General features: G+C 66.9%; 22 protein-coding genes. 11 read left to right on the forward strand and 11 right to left on the reverse strand.

The genetic code is table 11. From position 1 onward, the window contains the following. Nucleotides 1-188: 188 nt before the first annotated feature. Nucleotides 189-359 (reverse strand): hypothetical protein, encoded by a 171-nt coding sequence (locus tag VEY12_04995; GenBank protein ID HYM39487.1) that lies wholly within the window; start codon nucleotides 357-359, stop codon nucleotides 189-191. Nucleotides 360-490: 131 nt separating this feature from the next. Between VEY12_04995 and VEY12_05000 the strand changes: the two genes are divergently transcribed. The 3 genes from VEY12_05000 to VEY12_05010 all read left to right on the forward strand — a co-directional run bounded on the left by VEY12_05000 (nucleotide 491) and on the right by VEY12_05010 (nucleotide 2,370). Next, nucleotides 491-1,618 (forward strand): 3-carboxymuconate cyclase, encoded by a 1,128-nt coding sequence (locus VEY12_05000; GenBank protein HYM39488.1) that lies wholly within the window; start codon nucleotides 491-493, stop codon nucleotides 1,616-1,618. A gap of 105 nt (nucleotides 1,619-1,723) precedes the next feature. Next, the gene (locus VEY12_05005; protein ID HYM39489.1) at nucleotides 1,724-2,077 is read left to right on the forward strand and encodes a winged helix-turn-helix domain-containing protein; all 354 of its coding nucleotides are present in this window, start codon (nucleotides 1,724-1,726) and stop codon (nucleotides 2,075-2,077) included. 5 nt (nucleotides 2,078-2,082) lie between these two features. Further along, on the forward strand, nucleotides 2,083-2,370 hold the full coding sequence (locus tag VEY12_05010; GenBank protein HYM39490.1) for a hypothetical protein: 288 nt from the start codon (nucleotides 2,083-2,085) through the stop codon (nucleotides 2,368-2,370). Nucleotides 2,371-2,388: 18 nt separating this feature from the next. Here the strand turns inward: VEY12_05010 and VEY12_05015 are convergent, their stop codons facing one another. Continuing rightward, nucleotides 2,389-2,949, reverse strand: a complete 561-nt coding sequence (locus tag VEY12_05015) for a TMEM175 family protein (protein ID HYM39491.1) — start codon at nucleotides 2,947-2,949, stop codon at nucleotides 2,389-2,391. 237 nt (nucleotides 2,950-3,186) lie between these two features. Here VEY12_05015 and VEY12_05020 point away from each other — a divergent pair, with 237 nt between their 5' ends. Together VEY12_05020 and VEY12_05025 are read left to right on the forward strand one after the other, a co-directional pair. Further along, a complete protein-coding gene (locus tag VEY12_05020; protein ID HYM39492.1) occupies nucleotides 3,187-4,125 on the forward strand; it encodes a hypothetical protein in 939 nt (312 codons plus the stop codon). 10 nt (nucleotides 4,126-4,135) lie between these two features. Continuing rightward, complete coding sequence (locus tag VEY12_05025; protein ID HYM39493.1) at nucleotides 4,136-5,746, forward strand: hypothetical protein; 1,611 nt, start codon at nucleotides 4,136-4,138, stop codon at nucleotides 5,744-5,746. A 1-nt stretch (nucleotide 5,747) separates the two neighbouring features. On the opposite strand, the gene VEY12_05030 is transcribed toward VEY12_05025, so the two are convergent. Further along, nucleotides 5,748-6,194: an ester cyclase gene (locus VEY12_05030; GenBank protein ID HYM39494.1), complete on the reverse strand. Its 447-nt coding sequence runs from the start codon at nucleotides 6,192-6,194 to the stop codon at nucleotides 5,748-5,750. Between the two features lie 89 nt (nucleotides 6,195-6,283). Continuing rightward, nucleotides 6,284-6,817, reverse strand: a complete 534-nt coding sequence (locus tag VEY12_05035; protein HYM39495.1) for a hypothetical protein — start codon at nucleotides 6,815-6,817, stop codon at nucleotides 6,284-6,286. A gap of 209 nt (nucleotides 6,818-7,026) precedes the next feature. On the opposite strand from VEY12_05035, the gene VEY12_05040 reads away from it, so the two are divergent. Continuing rightward, nucleotides 7,027-7,461, forward strand: coding sequence for a hypothetical protein (locus tag VEY12_05040; GenBank protein ID HYM39496.1), 435 nt, complete (start codon nucleotides 7,027-7,029; stop codon nucleotides 7,459-7,461). Between the two features lie 31 nt (nucleotides 7,462-7,492). Here VEY12_05040 and VEY12_05045 read toward each other — a convergent pair whose 3' ends face one another. Next, on the reverse strand, nucleotides 7,493-7,966 hold the full coding sequence (locus VEY12_05045) for a VOC family protein (protein HYM39497.1): 474 nt from the start codon (nucleotides 7,964-7,966) through the stop codon (nucleotides 7,493-7,495). A 185-nt stretch (nucleotides 7,967-8,151) separates the two neighbouring features. On the opposite strand from VEY12_05045, the gene VEY12_05050 reads away from it, so the two are divergent. Further along, nucleotides 8,152-8,550: a hypothetical protein gene (locus VEY12_05050; protein ID HYM39498.1), complete on the forward strand. Its 399-nt coding sequence runs from the start codon at nucleotides 8,152-8,154 to the stop codon at nucleotides 8,548-8,550. A gap of 104 nt (nucleotides 8,551-8,654) precedes the next feature. After that, nucleotides 8,655-9,839, forward strand: a complete 1,185-nt coding sequence (locus tag VEY12_05055) for a thiolase family protein (GenBank protein ID HYM39499.1) — start codon at nucleotides 8,655-8,657, stop codon at nucleotides 9,837-9,839. 249 nt (nucleotides 9,840-10,088) lie between these two features. Here VEY12_05055 and VEY12_05060 read toward each other — a convergent pair whose 3' ends face one another. The 3 genes from VEY12_05060 to VEY12_05070 all read right to left on the reverse strand — a co-directional run bounded on the left by VEY12_05060 (nucleotide 10,089) and on the right by VEY12_05070 (nucleotide 12,235). Then, nucleotides 10,089-11,051 (reverse strand): 2-dehydropantoate 2-reductase N-terminal domain-containing protein, encoded by a 963-nt coding sequence (locus VEY12_05060; protein ID HYM39500.1) that lies wholly within the window; start codon nucleotides 11,049-11,051, stop codon nucleotides 10,089-10,091. Between the two features lie 113 nt (nucleotides 11,052-11,164). Further along, entirely contained in the window at nucleotides 11,165-11,584 is a 420-nt protein-coding gene (locus VEY12_05065; GenBank protein HYM39501.1) for a DUF1801 domain-containing protein, read from the reverse strand. A 99-nt stretch (nucleotides 11,585-11,683) separates the two neighbouring features. Continuing rightward, complete coding sequence (locus tag VEY12_05070) at nucleotides 11,684-12,235, reverse strand: dihydrofolate reductase family protein (GenBank protein ID HYM39502.1); 552 nt, start codon at nucleotides 12,233-12,235, stop codon at nucleotides 11,684-11,686. A 130-nt stretch (nucleotides 12,236-12,365) separates the two neighbouring features. Here VEY12_05070 and VEY12_05075 point away from each other — a divergent pair, with 130 nt between their 5' ends. The 3 genes from VEY12_05075 (at nucleotide 12,366) to VEY12_05085 (ending at nucleotide 15,253) form a co-directional block, all read left to right on the forward strand. Beyond that, complete coding sequence (locus tag VEY12_05075) at nucleotides 12,366-13,286, forward strand: hypothetical protein (protein HYM39503.1); 921 nt, start codon at nucleotides 12,366-12,368, stop codon at nucleotides 13,284-13,286. A gap of 86 nt (nucleotides 13,287-13,372) precedes the next feature. After that, nucleotides 13,373-14,380 (forward strand): hypothetical protein, encoded by a 1,008-nt coding sequence (locus tag VEY12_05080; GenBank protein HYM39504.1) that lies wholly within the window; start codon nucleotides 13,373-13,375, stop codon nucleotides 14,378-14,380. Between the two features lie 12 nt (nucleotides 14,381-14,392). Further along, the gene (locus VEY12_05085) at nucleotides 14,393-15,253 is read left to right on the forward strand and encodes a hypothetical protein (GenBank protein ID HYM39505.1); all 861 of its coding nucleotides are present in this window, start codon (nucleotides 14,393-14,395) and stop codon (nucleotides 15,251-15,253) included. Here VEY12_05085 and VEY12_05090 read toward each other — a convergent pair. The 3 genes from VEY12_05090 to VEY12_05100 form a co-directional block, all read right to left on the reverse strand. After that, nucleotides 15,223-16,575, reverse strand: a complete 1,353-nt coding sequence (locus VEY12_05090; protein ID HYM39506.1) for a hypothetical protein — start codon at nucleotides 16,573-16,575, stop codon at nucleotides 15,223-15,225. The two genes, VEY12_05085 and VEY12_05090, sit on opposite strands and share 31 nt — an antisense overlap. 197 nt (nucleotides 16,576-16,772) lie before the next feature. Next, nucleotides 16,773-17,981: a PKD domain-containing protein gene (locus tag VEY12_05095; GenBank protein ID HYM39507.1), complete on the reverse strand. Its 1,209-nt coding sequence runs from the start codon at nucleotides 17,979-17,981 to the stop codon at nucleotides 16,773-16,775. 206 nt (nucleotides 17,982-18,187) lie between these two features. Then, complete coding sequence (locus tag VEY12_05100) at nucleotides 18,188-19,192, reverse strand: zinc ribbon domain-containing protein (protein HYM39508.1); 1,005 nt, start codon at nucleotides 19,190-19,192, stop codon at nucleotides 18,188-18,190. Nucleotides 19,193-19,528: the final 336 nt, after the last annotated feature.

Consider the following 19,528-nt stretch of genomic DNA (forward strand, 5'->3'; position numbering starts at 1 on the left):
CCGCCCTCCATCAGCTTCAGCAGCCGCTGGAGGAACCTCGCCACGGGCGCCCCGTCGACCACGTAGTGACTGGACACGATCGTCATCCCGATGAACTTACCCGCCTCCACGCGGTCCCCGACCACCGCCGGCTTCAGCGCAATCGCCCCGAGCGCCACGGTCAGCGGGTGGAACTCGACCGGGATGCCTCAGCCACTCTCGCCCGAGACCTTCCCGAACATCCCCACGCACGTGACGCCGACTGTCCCCATCGCTCGCTTCACGCGGAACGGGTCGCAGAACAGGCGGTTCCGGTACATCGCTTTCCGGACGAAGGAGGACATCCGGGCGAAGATTCGGATCGCTCGCGGGTACAGCATATTCTCCGTCAGGGCGATTGTCTGCTCCCCCGGGCACCTCCATCTGGGGTCAGATTCGGGTGAGACTCGGGTCGGGTTCTGAAATACCATCATCCCCGTCGCCTGGGCTGCGGCGCCCCAGAGGAGTCAGCATGGGAACGAACGCATCGAGCGCAAGGACAGGTGTGATCGTGGGCCTGCTCGTCCTCGGAAGCGTGCTCTTCCTTCCCCTGGTCGCGGCGGCCAGCGGGTCGTCGGGCACGGGGGTCGGGTCGGTCTACACGATGACGAACGCGGCGAGCGGGAACGCGGTGGTCTGGTATTCCCGGTCCGTCAGCGGGCAACTGACGTGGCAGGGGACCTTCGACACGGGCGGCCTGGGCGCAGGCAGCGGCCTCGGCAGCCAGGGATCTCTGGTCCTCGGCGAAGGCGGAAACGTCCTCCTGGCCGTGGACGCGGGGAGCAACGAGATCTCCGCCTTCCAGGTGACCTCGAGCGGACTCGCCCTCACGGACCACGTGTCGTCCGGCGGCGTCATGCCCGTGAGCGTCACAATCTTCGGCAACCTCGTCTACGTCGTGAACGCGGCCGGCACGCCGAACATCGCGGGCTTCACGCTCGGGAGCGACGGCAGCCTGACCATGATTCCCGGGTCGATTCAGGCCCTGAGCGGTTCGGCTCCGGCGCAAGTCTCCTTCGACGCCACCGGGCAGGTCCTCGTGGTCACGGAGAAGGCGACGAGCACGATCGACACGTTCGTCGTCGATGCCAACGGAGTCGCGGGTCCCGCGACCTCCCACGCGTCGAACGGTGCCACGCCCTTCGGGTTCGCCTTCGACAACAAGGGCCACCTGATCGTGAGCGAAGTCGGCGGCGGTCCGAGCGGCACATCCGCGCTCTCCACGTACGCGGTCGGCGCGGACGGCAGCCTGACGACGATCAGCGCCTCCGTCCCGGACTTCGAGTTCGCGGCGTGCTGGGTCATCACCACTAATAACGGCAAGTTCGCGTACACGAGCAACGCCCACCCGCCGAGCAACGACCTCTCCACCTACGCGGTCGCCCCGAACGGGCAGCTCGCACTGGCCCAGGAGGTCGCCGCCAAGCCGGGGAACGGACCGACGGATCTGGCCGTCAGCGGGAACAGCAAGTTCCTGTACGTCCTGGATTCCGGGGACGGAGCGATTGCGGGCTTCATGGTGCACAGGGACGGAAGCCTGGCGGCACTGTCAACCGTGTCCGGGCTCCTGGCGAGCGACGTCGGACTGGCTGCGACGTGAGCGCGTTGGAGACCACCTGCCTGCGGCCTACGAGGGACCGCGGGCACCCTTTCCCTTTCCTTCGCACGGCATCTTCATGCGGAGCGCACGCTTCGCCGGCCGCTGATGAGCGCCGCGCTCAAGCAGCTCCTCTGGTACCTCATCGCGGGCACCCGGGGTGGCGTGAACCGAGCGCGGATCATCGAGACCCTCCACAGGAGGCCCCACAATGCCCACCAGCTCGGCGAAGCCCTCGGCCTGGACTACCGGACCGTCCGACACCACCTCGACCTCCTCGTGCGGAACGGCCTCCTCACGCGCCCGGCCGGGGACGCCTACGCGGCTCCGTACTTCCTCTCCGCGGTCCTCGAAGCGAACTACGCCGTCTTCGAGGACGTTCGCCGTCAGGTTTCGCAGGACGGACCACACGGCCGTGACGGGACGGGGTCGAGCGCTGATCAGAACCTCAAGCAGGAGTGAGATCCATGACTGACTCGCTGACGCTGGCCTTGACCGCGGTCGCCGCGCTGAACGTCGTCCTGGCGGCGGTCCTCGCCGTCCTCTATGCCCGGATCTACGCGCGGACGAAAGCCCCGTTCACCCTCGGGCTCATTTTGTTCGCGCTGGCGTTTCTCGCGCAGAACCTCCTCCTGGCGTACTCGTACGGCACGATGATGCCCCTGTTCGCCGCCGCCATCGTGCCCTACTTGTTCGCGATCGGGGTGTTCGAAGCCGCGGGACTGGTCGCGGTGCTCTGGACCGCCACCCGGTAGGGTGGGGAACGCCGACCCTTACCGATTCACGATCCGGACGATCCATCCGGCCGGGAGCGTGAGGATCCAGAGGATGATCCGGCCCGGGACTCCGGGCGTCCACGCCCAGGTCCAGAACAGAGGTAGCGCGCTCAGGACGAAGACGGCGGCCAAGGCGAATGTAGCATCCCGTCGGACGCGCATGTTCCGGACGACGTGCGGGGCCACGAGGTGCTTTTCCTCCTTCGAGAGGATGTGGAAGAAACCGCCGAGGACTCCATTCATGACGGCCAGGTCGAGCGCGTACAACACGGAGTCCGGCTCGGTGACCACCGCGGGCGCGTAGACGAGGACATAGAGGAGGTAGGGCTCGAGGGCCACGACAAAGAGAAGGACGAGGTTCGCGATGATCAGGCCGCGTGTCTCCACAGGGAGGACGGCCATGACGGTCGAGTAGTTGTACCACACCGTCACCAGGATCAGGAAGCTGAAGCCGAACACGAGGAGGCCGAGGTACAGGTGATTCGTATCCGCGACGGGCTGGTTGATCAGGACGAGGGCGCCCAGGGACAGGGCGAGGCCGAAGACCATGTCCGACAACGTCTGGACGCGCGGCCGGGCCGCTGCTTGCGGGGCGGCCGCGGTCGTCCTCGGTGCGTCGGTGGCCGGGATCGTGGCTCGGGGAGCGGGCTGCGCGTGCTAAAGCCTTTTCGAAGCTCTCCAGCCCGCAACGCAGATACCCGGGATGCCGGACCCGCCAGGCAAGTTACGTAGGGAAGAACCACGTCCAAACCCTTAAGCTCGCCTCGCTGGCTGCATGCCACCAGAGGCGCGAGCGTGCCCCTTTTCAGGTCGGCATCGGAGGTCTTTGATCAGGCGAACGACTTCCTCCTCCGGGGCGACTTCGGGAGCGCGCTGAACAAGTACAACGACGCGTTGCGGAAGTTCCAGAAGACCGGCGACGTGAACGGCGCCACCCTGGCCGCCGCGTATGCCTCGGTCATGGGTCTCGCTCAGCGCTCCTCGGACCCGGGGGCCTACCGTGCTGCGGCCCAGGCCCTCCGCGCGGTCGGAGACACGCCGGTCAAGCTCGGCCTCCGCGAGTCCACGGGGAATGCCCTCGCCCACGAGGCGGACATCCTCGCGAGCGCGGCGGAGTGGACGACCCTCCAGCCCACCTCGACGGCCCAGTACCAGCAGAAGGCCGAGGCCCTGCGGCAGGTCGCCACGGCGATCCGCACGGACATCGGGAGCAACGTGCTCGTCCTCCCGGAGCTCTTCCGACAGGGCTCCGTGACCGGCGAAAGCCGCGCCCTCGCCCTCGCGGCCATGTCCGAGGAGGCCCTCGCGGAATCCCTCCTCGCCTCGGACCCGAAGGCGGCCGCGGAGCACTACCAGACCGCGCGACTCTGGTGGTCCCAGGCCGGCGACGCGGCCCAGGCGGACGCCGCGGCGGCCCACGTGGCCCAGTACGGCAAGAGCGCCAAGTGCTGGTTCTGCGGGCGCGAGGTGAGCGGCGAGAACATCCACTTCGTCCCCATGCCCAGCGACCTCACGGACCTGGTCAAGGCCGCGGACAAGGACAGCCCCCTGCCCTCGTTCGATCCCGCGACGGGCAACGTGTACGCCTGCAAGGGCTGCCACGGCGCCGTCTTCCACCTCGCGGACCGCCTCGCGGTCCAGCGCACGGCCGAGCTCGAGGCCAAGGTCCAGCCCCAGATCGACGAGCTCAAGAAGCAGATCCAGGCGGTCAAGGGCCGCATCAACATGATCTGAGGTGAGACCCATGGCGACTTCCGTGTCCGATGCCCCGTCGCCCCTGTCCATCGTCGCCCTGCGATGCCGCGCGTGCACCGCGCCCCTCCCTGCGGCCGGCGCGGAGGACATCATCAAGTGCCCGAGCTGCGGCACGAGCCAGCGTGTGGTCGACGCCCGCGCGTTCCTGGACCAGATCATGCTCCAGGTGAACGCCTGGGTCCAGCAGGCGATCCCGCTGGGCATGCAGGCGTACACGTCGGGCACCGTGGACCCCGTCGCGCGGTACACGGTCTTCATGAACTACGTGAAGCCGCGCCTGACCACGGAGTACCAGGAGTACAAGTTCAATTTCCTCAACCTCCTCTCCCACCCTCTCGGCGTCCTTCCCTTCATGGTCGAGAAGGGCCTGCCGGCGCCCAACACGCCCGCGAACGCGTTCCTCTTCCAGGCCAAGGTCTCCTCGGTCGCCCCGCTCGCCATGGACGACGCGGGCAAGGCGTCCATCGCGGAGACGGGCGGCCTGGCGACGGCGTACGCGTACCTACTGAACAACGCCGCCCTGGCCGCGGACCTCAAGCCCGAGCGGTACTACCTGATGAGCAAGAACTTCACCGCGGCCGCGGGCGCCCTGAAAGGCGTCCCCAAGTACGCGGCCCTCGCCGACCGCCTCCAGGCCCTCGCGGACCTGAACGCCGGCCTCGACGCCGCGACGAACATGAAGCTTCTCGATGCGCCCGCGCCGCTGGACAAGGCGCGCGCAGGCCTGGAATCGGCCCGAGCCAAGATCGCCAAGGACTTCGACCTCGCGATCATGGCCCAGGCGGTCGACAAGGAGCTCGCCCTGGTCCGCGCCTCCGGCTCCATCGTCCGGAGCGCCTCCCTGGACACGACGGGCAACCCCGCCGCGGCGATGACCGCCATGGGGCGCCTCCTCACCCTGCTCGGTAGCCTCCGGGACGCCCCGTACCCCCAGTGGCGTCCGCGGTTCGCGGACCTCTCCCACTCCGAGGAGATCCTTCGGTACGTGGAGGACATCCGCCAGGCGCAGCGCGGCTCGCCGACGCTCAAGGTGGTCCCCGGCCGAGGCTCCGTCCTGTTCCCGTTCTGGGCCGTGGACATCCCGTACACGTTCCAGACGGGCGCCCTCTGGCGCGCGCAGGGCGTGGAGGTCACGGAGGCCATGCTCGTCGCCGCGACATTCCCGCTCGACGCGAACGCCTTCTCGGGGACCGACGTGTCTGCCGTGCTCACGGATGTCTTCATGGCCCGCGAGCGTAGCGGCTTCTTCAACGACGCGATGAAGCGCGCCTCCGGCAAGGAGACGAGCATCAGCGGTGGCGGCCCCGTGCGCGACGCCATCGCGAAGGCCGCGATGGCCCCGGCGGGGGCCGTCCAGGTGGTCCCGCCCCTGGTGAACGGCGCGGATGCGGCGGCCCTCGTGCAGGGCTACCTGCTCCGGGTGCGCCAAGTGGACCGGACGATCGACAAGCAGCTCCGGCTGAGTTCGCCGCGCGTCTCGCAGCTCGTGTATGCGTACGGCACGCCGACGGGCGTGCAGGCCAACGTGATGCCTTGGCTCGGCGGCCTCGCGCCACGGTCCGTGGGCGACATGGCCGCCGTGGCGGCGATCGCCCTCTAGGTCAGCCCAGGCCGATCTGCTTCATCACGCCGACGAGGTCGTAGAAGAGTCGCTCCTCCGTGATCTCCCCCTTCTCGTTCCACGTGGCCACCGTGCAGAACTCCACCTTGAAGCCTTGGTTGGTCGGCGGGATCGTCTTGTCGCCCATCTTCATGGCTCCCTTCATGGTGCCCGTGAACTCTGCAACGGAGCACGTGTGGTCGCCTTCCGCGAAGAAGATCTTGTACGGGCGGTTGATTAGGTGGTTGTCTGGGAACGTCCTGAAGAACTCAACCGCTTCCAGGTCGTGGTTGTGCCGTCCCCGGGTCGGCGGGCCGCCGCCGGGCCAGTAGACGGCGACGTCTTCCGTGTGGCGCTTCCGGAAGGTTTCCCAGAGAGGACTCTTCGGTCCCGCGTTCCAAGCATCGTCCAAGGTCTGCATACGCTCCTTGAGCTGTTCCGGCTTCATGCCTTCACCCGGTCCACCTATCCCGGAAATCGCGGAAGTACCTTGGGAATTGGTACACAGGGCGGACGGCGACGAACCCGACCCGAGGCTTACGCCGCGGTCACGGAGAGCACGTCGAGATAGTACGTCGAACCGCTGGGCGGGCAGCTCGTGAGGTACGCCGTGACCGAGTACGGCGTGGAGGCCCCCGCGGCCGCGTGGTACGTGCCGCTCGTCACCTGGGCGTTGTTCAGATAGAACCCGATCGACGCCGCGGCGTTCACGGAGCCGCTGTTCACCAGGGTGAACAGGAAGGTCTCCGTGGGCGTCCCCGAGTACGGGCACGAATGGCTCGCGGAGGTGTTCGTGACTTTGACGCTCGGCTGGTTCGAGGACGACCCTGCGGGGTTGAGCAGGGAGTCGAGCGCGCCCGAGAAGATCAGGATGGCCACGACGAACACGAGGACGAAGACGACGACCGCGACCTTCGGTGGCCCCTTCCTGGGCGTCGGCTGGGATGCGGGCGGGGCGCCCGCGGGGGACGGGGCAAAGGTCAGCCCGCTGGTCGGGGAATAGGTCTGCTGGTACGGCGAAGGCGGCAACGGGGACGCCGGCAGGGGCGACGATCCACCGGAAGGCTGCATGGTTTCCCTCAGACTCCTGGTCTCGATGTCCAGGTCAGTCTGGTTCGTCCCTGCCCTTCAACCTATTCCCCCGAGTTCACCGTTTGAGAGATTAGGCTGTCATCGCGAGTCACGGGTCCCGACGCGCATCGTTCCCGCGAAGCCCTGATCCGAGGCGCGCCTTCAAATACGGAAGTTGGCTAGCTTTCTTCCTCGGGAGGCGCAAATCCATGGTGCACGTTCGGGATGAAGGCGCGACGTTCGACGCTCCGGTCGATGTGGTCTGGGAGTACCTGAATTCGGGTCCAACGCATGGCGCGGCCCACAAGATGATCCGCAACCGCACCACGCAACCTGCGGGCGAGAACGCGATGATCGCGACCATGGAGCGGAACTGGAACGGGGAGTGGGTCAAGGTCGTGAGCCGCATGACGCGCCTGCCGCCGCTGGGCTTGGTCCAGGAGTTCCTCGAGGGGCCTTTCGCGGGCTCCAAGGCGGTCCTCGTGTACACCCCGCAGGGCAAGAAGACCCGCGTGGACGTGTACGGGGAGTTCACGTCCCCGACGATTCCGGAGAATCAGGTCGAGAAGGCCGTGCTCAAGTGGCTCGCCCAGTCCTACGACGAGGACGCGCCCGCGGTCAAGGTGTTCGCGGCGAACAAGTGACGGTACTCGCTGACCGGCGGGTGCCAACCGCCTAGACGCCGCGGTACGCGCGCTTCAGCCCTTCGATGTCGAGCTTGACCATCTTAAGCATCGCTTCGAACACCCGGTTCGCCTTCACGGGATCCGTGTCCGCCAGGTACTCGCCCAGGATGGACGGAACGATCTGCCAGGAGACGCCGAACCTGTCCTTAAGCCAGCCGCAGCGGCTGGGTTGACCACCGCGGAGCAGTTTCCTCCAAAGCTCGTCGACCTCGCGTTGGGTCCTGCACTCCACGTAGAACGAGATCGCCTCCGTGAACGGGAAGCCCGGGCCGCCGTTCAGCGCCATGAACGCCTGGCCTTCGATACGGAACACGACGGACATCGCCGCGCCCTTCTGGCCTCGCTTCGCCCCGGGCTGGCGGGTCACGCTGACGATCTTGCTCCGCCTGAAGATCGACGTGTAGAATCTCGCGGCTTCCTCGGCCTGGTCGTCGAACCACAGGAACGGGATGATTCTCTGCATCCGTGCCCTCCTTTGAGGCATGCTCGAGGCCAACCGGTTCGCCGTATATCAGCCGTCGGTCCTGCGCACGGAGGTGCAGTTTCCGCCACCATCCCCCGCTCCGGGACGCGAGGCGGTGTTTTGATTTTCAGTAATGACCGGTCAGGCCGGAGGCGCTATCACCCCTGTACCGGGGTGGCCGCGGCATGTCCCAGAGCTTCGAGACTGGCGGCAGGACCGCGACCTCGAACCTGGCAGCGAGGCAACCCCATGAGTTGCTCCTGCTGCTCGGCGCGACCGTCGCAATTCTCCTGTCGCTCGTCCTCTTCGGCATCCAGTGGGCCCAGGGAATTGCGACCAGCCAGATGTCGAGTGCGGCGACGCTCGTCGTGCTCGACGTCGTACTCGGCGCCGCGCTTTGGTTATCCGCGGAGATCACGCGGAAGAACCTGATGAACGGCGCGATCGTCGCGGGCGCGGTCAGCGTGATCCTGATCGCGTTCGGCGGCCAGGTCGGCCTGATCGGCGGCGTGATTGGCCTCATCGGCGCGGTCCTCGCCGCGGCGACGCCGTACCTGCCCTGGTCTCGGCACACCCACCAGTAGACGCGAACGGGCTCACCGCCCGCCGCTTGCGGGCGCGCGGAGCCCTCCCTTTCCTTTTCAATCCGCGGCATAGACTTATCAGCGGCATGCTAGGTTCCCGGTCCGTGAGGTCCAGGACCCCGGTCGTCGTGGCGGGTGCCGCGCGCACCCCGATCGGCAAGTTCAAGGGCGCCTTCTCCGAGGTGCCCGCCCCTCGCCTGGGCGCGGTCGCTGTGAAGGAGGCCCTCCGCCGCGCGAGCGTAGAGCCGAAGGAGGTCAGCGAGCTGTTCTTCGGATGCGTGATCCAGGCGGGCCTGTACCAGAACTGCGCGCGGCAGGTCGTCATCTATTCCGGCATCCCGGAGACGGTCAGCGGCACGACCCTGAACATGGTCTGCGGGAGCGGGATGCAGGCGATTGCCCAAGGCGTGCGCAAGATCCAGGAGGACCCCGAGGCGATCGTCGTTGCCGGAGGCACGGAGAACATGACACGCGCTCCCTACCTCCTCCCCCGCGGCCGCCAGGGGTTCAACCTGGGCCACGCGGAGGTCCTCGACTCCATGCTCACGGACGGCCTCTGGGATGTGTACAACGACTTTCACATGGCCATGGGTGGGGAGATCATGGCGGAACGGCTGCACCTGACGCGGGCGATGTGCGACGAGTACGCCCTGCGCTCCCAAACCTTGGCGCTCAAGGCCATGGAGTCTGGCCGGTTCGCGAAGGAGATCGCGCCCGTCACGGTCGAGGCCAAGGGCAAGAAGGTCATCGTGGACCGGGACGAGGGCATCCGGCCAGACACGACGCTGGCGGCCCTCGCCAAGCTCCCCACCGTGTTCAAGCAGGGTGGGGTACTCACTGCGGGGAACTGCTCGCAGATTTCTGATGGGGCGAGCGCCACGGTGCTCATGAGCGAGGCGAAGGCGCGCGAGATCGGCGTGGACCCGCTCGGTGCGATCGGGGACTTCTGTTCCCAGGCCGTGAAGCCTGAGGAGGTCATGTTCGCGCCCATCCCCTGTGTGACGAAGTTGATGAAGCGGACTGGGTTCCGCATGGACGACTTCAAGCTCGTCGAGCACAACGAGGCGTTCTCCGTGGCGAGCGTCGGCGTTCGGAGGGAGCTCGACATCCCGTGGGACGTGTTCAACCTCTGCGGCGGTGCGGTCGCCCTCGGGCACCCGATCGGCTGTTCGGGCAACCGAATTGTCGTCACGCTCCTGCATTCGATGAAGGAGAAGGATGTCCACCGCGGCCTCGCCACGCTGTGCATTGGCGGCGGCGACGCGATGGCCATGGTCCTGGAGAGATAAGCCCCGCAGCCGAAGCGGAAACACCGTTTTCGCTCTCTGGGAAACTCCGGGGGCTCCATACTCTCCGTGTGGCGGCTTCAAGTGTGTCTAGCGCTGAGCATTGGCATGGGTCGCTTGGCGCGCGTGGGGTCGAGGACGGCCCCGCTGCTGATTGTGTGCCTTGTCGTGGGCGCACTGGGCTCGCCTCCGACTCGGAACCGGAGCCGGTGATTCGCCCGCTCATGCCGGGACTGATCGCGGAGACGGGCCCTACACGTCCACGTACGACCCGTACGCTTCCAGGCGCGGCGTCGGCACGCTCAGCTGGCGCGCCGTCTCGAGCACCTCGTCGTAGATCTGGCGGAACTCGGACGCGTGCTCCGGGCCCGTCTGGGACATGCGGCGCGTGATCGGTTGGGCGAGTGCGCGGCGCATGAGCGGAGCTGCGACCAGGGGCGCGGTGGCGAACACCTTGGCATCCGCGATCTTGCGCAAATCCGCGCCGCGTGCCTCGCAGATGGCCATCGCCTCCCGGCCCGCGAGGAGGGCGTCGCGGATCGCGGTCTTGCTCGTCGCGAAGGCCTCGTACCCGCCCTCCCGCGCGATGGCGCCCGTGTACACGGCCGTGCTCGCAAAGTGGACCCAGTGCCAGTGCTCCATGTTGTCGGGCGTCTCGACCCCGAACCCCGCAGGCCGGAACAGCCCCGCGACGAAGTCCAGGTTCTTGCGGGCCGCTCCCTCGACGACAGGAGTGGTCGGACGCCCGCACGTGCTCGTGCCCAGGTTCACCTTTCCTTCGAACGCTCCGTCGAGAACCCCATCCGCCATCACGCCGCCCGCCCGCGGCATGCCGAGGACGTACTCCTCCTTGGTCAGCGTCCGGTCGATCAGGTCGAGGCCGCGCCAGCTCTGGTGGAAGAACAGGATGAGGGCCTTGCCCCGGTTCGCGGCGAGCTCGGGCAGCACGCTCTCGGCCTGCGTGTAGCGCACCGCGTCGACGATCAGGTCGTATCCGTCATCGGGTCCGAACGCTGTGACGATGTTGGGCCGGTATAGGACCTTGGTCTCCTGCGCACGGCCTCCGCGGCCGTCCAAGATCCGCAAGGCGACCCCGTTCGCCCACCGGTCTTGGTGACCGGGCCGGACCAGCAGGGAGACCGTGTGGCCCGCCCGCTCGAACGCCCACGCGTGCATCGTCCCGATCACGCCGGCGCCGAACACGAGGACCTTCATGTCGTCCCGCCTGCCCTCCGGAGTTGGCCATCGTGGATACCTTTGCGGCCTACTTATGGACGCGGGTCGGCGCGGGACGCCTGTGGCGTCCCTGCCGAACCTCTGGTTGCGGCTCACTCCTCGAGGCGCCGGACCATCTCGGCGACTTGAGACTCGTGGATCTGGTCGACGCTCGTGAGCTCGATGGGTTTCGCGTTGATGCCCGCATCCTTCGTGTACGAGAAGGTCACGTACGTCTTCCGGGGCGCCGCGAGAAGGAGCATCGTGTTGCCCCGCATGTAGATCGCGAACCCGTAGCGGACGACGGGCTGGAGCGTCTTAGCGTGCTTCATGATCAGGGGGTGAAGTCGCGTGAGGATGGATCTCGACGGCTCATCCAGCGCCGCGATTCGGGCTTGGACCGCGGCCTCGCCGTCCCCTCGGTCGGCCCGGGGAGGGACTCTAGCACCTCCGCCCGAACGATTCGCGGGCGCATGCTGGGGCGTCTTCCGCGGGGCCTTCCCACTTGTTCCTCGGAGCCGATTGTCAGGCATCCGTCACTCCCCTTGTGGCCATGCCTACAAAGGCTACGACGTTGTCGCGTTGTGCGCTGGCGTCGGGGTCACCTTCCAGACGGGACGAGGAAGGAGGGTCTACCTCAAGGGCTCGTAGCGAAGAAGTACGCCCCCCAACTTCAGAGGCTTGGCCTCGAGGAGCTTCAGCTTCAGACGATCCGGTCCGGGTTTGAACAAGGGATGTCCGCCCCCCAAGAGGATCGGAGCGATTGCGATCCGGTATTCGTCGATGAGCCCTGCCTTCGTGAGTGCCGAGGCCAGATCGGCGCTGCCGAACAGGTACAGGTCCTTCCCGGGCTGTCGCTTGAGCCGAGCGACCTCCTCCGCCGCATCCTCTCGCACGAGCCGCGTGTTCTTCCAATCGGCCGTGGCCAGCGTGCTCGAGAAGACGATCTTGGGGATACTGTTCATCAAGTCCGCAATCTCGCCCTTCTGGGTCGACCAATAGCTGGCCATGCCTTCATACGTTACGCGGCCGAACAGGAGGGTGCCGACGGACTTCAACTGATCGAGGGAGAGCTGCTCGAGTTCGGGTCCCCAGATCGTGTCGTGCCAGTCGATCTCCCAGCTCTTGCGACCTTCGAAGTAACCGTCGAGGGTCATCAGATTCCACATGATGAGCTTCCGCATGCCGGGGCGAATCCGTCCCTGCCTCATGAGGTTGCCCGGATGACTGGAGGCCGCCTTTCGCGGTGGGTATCAAGCCCGGCGGCCGTTCAGGAAGGTTCTTCCGTCGGCACCCTTCATGGAGGCGCGCATCATGCTGCACGTCGCCGTCGTGGGAGATCGCGGTTCGGGGAAGACGACGGTCCTCGGCCTCCTGTATTTGGCCCTGGTCCGGTCGGGCTCGGGCCGGAACGACGACCTTCGATTCCGCGTGACCCTGGACTCCCTTGAGGAGGTCACCGGCCTCTTCCAGCAGCTCATGTCCGGCAGCTTCCCCGACGCCGCGGCCAAGGAGGGCCTCCACGGGCTCGACTTCGAAGTGGGCTTCCGGCGGTCCCGGCTGGGCGGGCTGTCCCGCCGTGACCCGGGGGAGTGGACCGCGGACACGAACGCCACGATCCGGGTCGCGCTCCCCGGCAGTCTCGATGCGAAGACGCCCGGGTTGTTCTCGGGGAGCACGATTGGCACGGGGCCGTGGAGAGACGCCCTCGATGCCGACGCGCTCCTGATCCTCGCCGACGCCACGCAGCTCGTGCCGAAGGGCGAGACGGACGAGTCCGCGCCCCTGCGGCTGTTCGATCGCCAGGTCGAAGCCCTGCTCACGTCGATTCAGCGGTGGCGGTCACGAGGCGGCCGCGAGACGCTGCATCCCATCTTCGTGGTCACCAAGTTCGACGCGGTGCCGCGGAAGATTTTGCAGGCGGCGAACGTCGATCCTCAGCCGCCGGAGGCCGCGAAGACGGGCCCGCGGGCCGTCTACGCCAAGGCGCTGCTGAACCCCAGCCTGCCACGTACCCTCGCGACCCTCAACGAAGGCGGCGGGACGAAGCTCCGATTCGCGCGTCCGAGCTTCTTCTTCAGTTCCGTCGGCACGGACACGAAGACCGCCGACGCGTCCGAGCGCATCCGGCTCCGGCGAATCGACGGCGGCGGCTGGGAACCCGAATATTCGTGGGAGGAGTACCATGCGCTGCTCGACACGCTCGGAGACATCGCCGCGGGGACGAAGGCCTAGATTCCATCGTCTCCGCGTGCGGGTGCTTTGCAAGATTGATAACTCCGAGGCAAGGGTTAAGTAGGATAGGCTAGGGTCAGGCCCTCATGCCTTGCGCTCTGTTGGGGGACCGGGCTTCCGGCAAGACGACGTTCCTCGGCCTTTTGTATGCCGCCCAGGTGAAGTACGGTACGGGCGTGCACGATGACTTTCGTTTCCATGCCCCGATGGCCTCCCTGAACGTCATGTCGGCGGTCTACGAAGGGATGAAGGACGCTCGCTTCCCGAGTGCGACCCTGAAGGAAGAGATCACGGAACTCAGCTTCATCTTCGGTTACCTCCGGAAGATCCAGGGCAAGCTGCCCTACTACATCCGCCAGCAGAACTGGGTGAAGCCCTTCTCCACGCTACGCTTCTCCGCGTACGACGTGTCCGGCGAAGACATCGAGGAGTTCATCGAGACGGGGATCGCATCGCGGCCCCTGATCCAGCAGCTCCTGAAGAGCGTGGTCATCGTGGTCCTCGTGGACTGCAGCAAGATGACCACGGACATCGACACGCCGCCGTACAAGAAGATGCTCCGCTACGACAGCACGGTCGCCAAGCTCATGGTCGCGTTCCAGACGTACAAGAAGCAGGAGTACGACCGGCTCAAGGACTCCGGGGTAAGCCCGGAACCGCCGATCATCTACCCCGCCTTCGTCCTCTCCAAGTTCGACACGCTGCGGGACGACGTCCTCGCGCGCCTGGGCCTCCACCAGGGATTCCCCGAGGACAAGCGCGCCCGCCGCGAGTACGCCGAGGCGCTGCTCCGCGTCTTCGTGCCGCAGACCCTCTCCCAGATCCGTGGCGGCAAGGTCGCGGGCGTGAGCATGGACAAGGCCGAGTACTTCCTCTCCTGGGTGCGGACGGAGACCCAGGAAGGCATGGAACCTGTCGGGCAGCCGCGGATCGTGCGCACGGGCTTCCGGCCCGAGGGCGGCGGTGAACCGGACTTCTCGTACGACGAGTACGTCCACTTCATCGAGCACTTCCGGAAGATCGCGAACAAGATCCCCGACGAGGTCCTCGAGGCGGAGAAGTTCCAGGCCCAGGCCCTGATCCGACCCAATTAGGAAGGCGGTGCCGTGGCACCCGAGAACCCGCCCGCATCGTCCACGGCCGAGGACGTCGCGCAATTCGACCACTGGATTTACGCAGTCGTCCCCCAGGTCGGGTACACGACCCGGGGCATGTCCCGGGGATTCGATGCGGGCCTCTTCGACCCGTACCTCCGCGGGCACTACACGCCGATCCGGGCTGCCGCCGCGCAGGACATCGACGGTGAGATCGATCTGCGGATGTTTCACCCGGTCCGGACGGGGCGCGAGTTCCTCCTATCCCGGATCACGAGGGGCGTGCCCGACGAGGCCGGACGCCCGACGTTCACGAACCACACGGTCGTCGTCCGCGTGGACCTCCTCAAGTCGGGTCGGGTCACCCTGGAGGACACCTTCCGTTCGATGGCCCGCTTCGGCGTGAAGTTCCCCGGGGCCGAGGGGAGGCTCGATCTCCTCCAGGTGCCGATGCGTCCCGAATCCGACGCCCCGCCGCGGTTCGGTGAAGGCATCCACAAGCACCTGACGTTCGCGGCCCTCGAGACCCTCGCGACGCGCTTCATGCGGGACGCGACGAGCCGGACCCTGCTCCTCTGTCGGAACTCCACGGCGGAGGCCCGGAACGCGACGCTCACCCTGCTCGTCGAGCTCCTGGCCTTCAAGTGCAACCTTCCCCTCTTCCCCGCGATCAGCGACGCCCCGCGTTCGTCCGCGCTGAACCACTTCAACCTCGTGATCGCGCAGCGCGGCGTGCGCGCCGATGCGAGCTGGGCCATCCTGGAGAGCGCGCTCACGGAGCACGTCCTCCCGCGGGTGCCCGACCGGGAAGAAATCTACCGCGCGCTCAGCGCCGCGGTCCGTCAGTCCGCGGACGGCGCCCGGGCCGTGTAGGCCCTCACCGCACCGGGCCGAATTTCTCGCGTCACGGTCCAGCCGCGGCCCAGGGACCAGCCCACGTCGTTCGGCGCGTGGCCCGTCTCCTTACGGTGGAGATGGTCGAGTTCCGCCTCGAGGTAGTCGCCGTCCGTGTCCGCCTCGGGGATCCAGACGCCTTGGGATAGGAGCTGGGCGAGGAGCGGCAGTCCGCTCGGGCGGCCCTTCCAACGGACCGCGAGGAAGGACTTCCGCGCGGATGCGTCCGCGAGCAACAGGTCGCGGAGGGCCAGGTAGGATTCTCGTTCGCGATGGTTCTCCGGCGGGGGCGCCTCCAAGCGGGCCTTGCGCTTGTCGAGCGTCTTGAGAATCTTAAGCCACTCCTTGTCCGTCAGCCCCTCCCGGTCCCAGGGCGATGTCGGGATGACCTCGCCCGCGGAGGCGTGCACGGGGCCCATGGCCGAGGTGCCCCTGACGCTCTGGACGAGGTCGTACGTGGACGCCTCTTCAACGTTCCTCGCGCCCACGACCTGGATCGTGACCGCGTTCATCCCGGGGTGGAAACGCGGATCGAGGACGGTCAGAGAGCGGCTGCTCTCCGGCTTGAAGAGCTCGGACAACGTGTTGTTCACTTCCGTGGAGCCGTTCCTCTTCGCAACGTCGCTCAAGTGGGCGAGGGGGACGGGCGCCTCCGCGTTGCGCGGGCTCGCGGCGAGATCGTCCAGGAACGCCTGCGCGACCTGCTGGGTAAGACGGGGCCGTTTGGATCCGAGGGCAAACTGCACGACGCTCTTCACGTTCTTCGAGCCTCGGAACATGGTGCTGAAGCCTGCACGGAGGACCGCGGTCGTGCCGCTCGCGTTCACGCATTGTTCGATCAGGTCCGTGAGCCGCGTGGACAGCTTCCTGCGCAGGCGGCCGCCCGGCGCCCTCGACTCGTAGAAGATCCCGCCCCACCGGAGCGGGGTGAACTCGGTCCAGTCGGGATCCGCGCCGCTCTTGAGGTACCAGGCGATCGTCTTGTCGGAGAGGATGGCTCCCACGAGCAGGGGGTCCTCGGTCTCCGCGCGGACCCGGGGCAGGAGCGCCTCCGCGGTGCGCACGGCCGCCTGAAGGAGGCGCTTGTCCGTGCGCGCCTCCTTGAGCAGGAGGTGGAAGTCGATCGCGTTGATGGCCTCGATGTCGAACTCTTCCTCCGGGTTCATCCGAAGGAACGCCCGGAGCTCACTCCGTCCCGTGACCATGGCCCGTTCGACGATCGCGCTGCCCGTCGAGGCCTTGGCCTCCTTCTTCGCCTCCTCGTTCTGGGGTACCAGGGCCATGAAGAGGGCTGATGCCAACGGACGGACGCCCCCCATTTGACGCGGCGGAGGGCGCCTTGGCTTCAATAAGCTGTGGCGCCCTTTATCGTTAGTGATAGGCGTTCAGAGGGGCGACCCGGAAAGAGAAGGAGTCCCCTTCGAAGCTCCGTTCGGACTGCACACGGACATCCCCCGCGCCGTTGGTGTCCTCACGTCCTGCCAACGCCCGAAGCCCCTCAGGGGGAGGCAGGAGGTCGCGGTCGCTCCTGAGGCTTCGTGCGCTTTCGGGCTCGCCGGCGAAGCACCACGACGGCCGCACCGACCCCGGCTGCGACGACCGCGGCCCCGATTCCGCCGTACAGGATCCACCCGGACGCGCTCACCGGGAAGGCGCCTCCCACGTTGATGGGGGCGAGCGCGGTTTGGTTCATCGCACCGGACGCGTCCCGCACGAACACGGTGGCCGTGTATATGCCCGCCTGGGCGTACGCATGCTGCACGTCAGATCCCGTGGCGTTGGCTCCGTCTCCAAACGTCCAGGTTATCGCGTATGGCCCGCCGGCCCCGCCCGCTACCGTGGCGGAGAAGGAGATCGCGCCCCCCACGGGCGCTGAACGGCTCGATTCCGTTGCGGTGGCGATGAGATCCGCGACCGTGATCTTGGTGATCTCCGTGGCATACCCTCCCGAGGAATCCCCGATGATGACCGTGGCGTTGTAGGTCCCATGCCGGTAGTACGTATGGACTGCCTGGGCCGTGGACGCGACGCCGCCGTCGCCGAACGTCCATGCATATGTGTATTGCCCGGATCCCCCTAACGCGGACGCGGAGAAGGCTAGGGGCATGCCTGGCGCAGCCGAGGTGTGGTTGACCGTCACGTTCGCGAGGAGGGCCGCGTAGACCGTCACGGTGATCTGGGAGGTCGCCTGGGAATTGGACCCGTCCGTCGATGTGACCTGGACCGGGTAGTTCGCGGCCCGCGTGTACTCGTGGACCACGGACGCTCCCAGGCCATCCGCCCCGTCACCGAACGTCCAGTAGTAGGAGTAGGGTGGCGTGCCGCCCGACGTGGTCGCCGAGAACGTCACGTTCAGGGGGGCGTCCCCCGAGATGGGCGAAGCCGAGGCGCTCACCACGGGTCCGGGCTGGACCGTGAACGGAGCGGGATTGAAAATGCAAGTGTCCGAGACGGAGTCGCTGCTCGCCTTTCCGAACACGCTGATGTAGATCCAATCGCTCCCGGTCGCCGTAGGCAAGGTGACGGACTGCGTGAAAGTCCACGAACCGTACCCCGGGATAACCATGCTTCCGAGGTTGCTCTGGCCCGAGGACCAGCTATACTGGACGTCGAATTCGTAGACGTCCAAGACATCGGGCCAGTTGTTGTTGAAGGTGTACGACATCGTGATCGTCTGCCCTGCCTTGCCCTGCGTGGGAGTGTACACGATGGTTGCGTACGCGCACCAGGCGCTGGCGCCGCGCGCCGGTCGGGGTACAAGGACGAATGTGAGACTCAACACAATGACGAGCGCTAGGGCGACGAGACGAGCCCCCACAATCTCCCTCCTCGGGGAAGGCATTCATGAGGGCAGTACTTATCATTTCCTGCTTTTCGATCGCGGACACGAGGAGAACGTGCCTCCCCTGGTCTTCACAGTCCGAGGCTGTTGATCACGCCGCCCGAGTTCCCGTCGACGACCAGGGCGATCTTCTGACCCTGGTGGTCGTAGCGGGCGAACCAGATTGGCGCGTGAAGCAGCTCCACATCCCCCGCCTCCACGTCCGAGTGGAGCTCCTGGATCATGTGGTACTTCTCGTGGGCCTTCTGGGACTGCAGCTGGGTCACGAGGGCCTTGGCCTCGTACCGCGCCCCGTCCTCACCCACGTCGCCGTTCAGGATCTTGATCCCCTTGGGCACGTGGTTCACGTCGAAGAACGTCCGGTCCTGGAGGTTGAACTGGTAGTCCCGTGGCTGGTGCTCGAAGAGCGCCTTGAGCGCGACGACGGGGAAGTTGTAGTTGTCGGCGAACTCGTAGCTCTTCCGGGCGCCGCCCCCGCCGAAGCCTCCGCCCATCATGCCTCCCATCATCGTCCCCGCGATGAGGGGGCCTCCGAATCCGAACCCTCCGCGGCGTCCTCCCATGGCGCCGCCGATGAGGCCGGCCAGCGCGGCCGTCGTCGCGATCTGCCCCGCCTCCATGGCCACGTCGCTCGCGACAATCGTGGTCGTCGCCGCCACGGACACGATCCAGTACGGGACGAGGCTCAGGTTCATCTCCTCGAGCTTCGAGTCCTCCGCCAGATGCCGGTGGAGCAGGCCCCGGTCCATGAGTTCGCGGATGCGGGCCGTCACCGTGCTCTGGTCCCCCACTCGGATCGGGAGCATGGTCTGCTTGTCGATCCCCTTCCAGCCCGCGTTCCCCAGGGTGACCCCGCTGCCGCAGTACGCGCAGGTGATCACCATCTCCCCGAACTGGGGCGAGATGGGAGCACCGCAGTTCGGGCACTTCAGGGCGTTCGTGCCGGATGGGGCCAGGATCGGGGCCGCGGGAGACGCCGCCTTCGCGGTCCCCGCGGCTGCGGCGAGGTTCGTCCCACACTTCATGCAGAATGCCGCGGAGTCCGGGAGCTGGGCACCGCACTTGGGGCAGTACATGATGCTCGTGCCTCGCGTCCCCTTGGCGGCCCGAGGTATTTGAGGGTTCTCACGGGCTGCCGCACGGCGGCGCGGGTGCGGGTGTGCGCGAACCCCTTCGCAAGGTCGTGCGGTGCCCATGGCCTCGAGAAAGGATTATGGCCGCAAGCCGCTACAGGTTGGGGAATTCATGGAAGGGCCGGACCTCGCGCAGGGGAGAGCCGAATCGGCGGCTGGCCCCAAGGCGCGCCGGCTGCGCATCGCGATCGTGGCCATCCTCGTCCTGCTCACGGCGCAAGGATGGACGGGTGACACCGTGAACATCTTCTTAGCCCCACCGAATGGCACGGCGCCGCC

This window comes from Thermoplasmata archaeon, assembly GCA_035632695.1.
In the GTDB taxonomy this organism is placed as follows: domain Archaea; phylum Thermoplasmatota; class Thermoplasmata; order RBG-16-68-12; family RBG-16-68-12; genus RBG-16-68-12.

What these genes read in the sequence shown, in the direction of transcription:
- VEY12_04995 (HYM39487.1), bottom strand. Translation starts at nt 359, where the DNA reads ATGCTGTACCCGCGAGCGATCCGAATCTTCGCCCGGATGTCCTCCTTC.
- VEY12_05000 (HYM39488.1), top strand. Translation starts at nt 491, where the DNA reads ATGGGAACGAACGCATCGAGCGCAAGGACAGGTGTGATCGTGGGCCTG.
- VEY12_05005 (HYM39489.1), top strand. Translation starts at nt 1,724, where the DNA reads ATGAGCGCCGCGCTCAAGCAGCTCCTCTGGTACCTCATCGCGGGCACC.
- VEY12_05010 (HYM39490.1), top strand. Translation starts at nt 2,083, where the DNA reads ATGACTGACTCGCTGACGCTGGCCTTGACCGCGGTCGCCGCGCTGAAC.
- VEY12_05025 (HYM39493.1), top strand. Translation starts at nt 4,136, where the DNA reads ATGGCGACTTCCGTGTCCGATGCCCCGTCGCCCCTGTCCATCGTCGCC.
- VEY12_05030 (HYM39494.1), bottom strand. Translation starts at nt 6,194, where the DNA reads ATGAAGCCGGAACAGCTCAAGGAGCGTATGCAGACCTTGGACGATGCT.
- VEY12_05035 (HYM39495.1), bottom strand. Translation starts at nt 6,817, where the DNA reads ATGCAGCCTTCCGGTGGATCGTCGCCCCTGCCGGCGTCCCCGTTGCCG.
- VEY12_05040 (HYM39496.1), top strand. Translation starts at nt 7,027, where the DNA reads ATGGTGCACGTTCGGGATGAAGGCGCGACGTTCGACGCTCCGGTCGAT.
- VEY12_05045 (HYM39497.1), bottom strand. Translation starts at nt 7,966, where the DNA reads ATGCAGAGAATCATCCCGTTCCTGTGGTTCGACGACCAGGCCGAGGAA.
- VEY12_05050 (HYM39498.1), top strand. Translation starts at nt 8,152, where the DNA reads ATGTCCCAGAGCTTCGAGACTGGCGGCAGGACCGCGACCTCGAACCTG.
- VEY12_05060 (HYM39500.1), bottom strand. Translation starts at nt 11,051, where the DNA reads ATGAAGGTCCTCGTGTTCGGCGCCGGCGTGATCGGGACGATGCACGCG.
- VEY12_05065 (HYM39501.1), bottom strand. Translation starts at nt 11,584, where the DNA reads ATGCCTGACAATCGGCTCCGAGGAACAAGTGGGAAGGCCCCGCGGAAG.
- VEY12_05070 (HYM39502.1), bottom strand. Translation starts at nt 12,235, where the DNA reads ATGCGGAAGCTCATCATGTGGAATCTGATGACCCTCGACGGTTACTTC.
- VEY12_05075 (HYM39503.1), top strand. Translation starts at nt 12,366, where the DNA reads ATGCTGCACGTCGCCGTCGTGGGAGATCGCGGTTCGGGGAAGACGACG.
- VEY12_05080 (HYM39504.1), top strand. Translation starts at nt 13,373, where the DNA reads ATGCCTTGCGCTCTGTTGGGGGACCGGGCTTCCGGCAAGACGACGTTC.
- VEY12_05100 (HYM39508.1), bottom strand. Translation starts at nt 19,192, where the DNA reads ATGTACTGCCCCAAGTGCGGTGCCCAGCTCCCGGACTCCGCGGCATTC.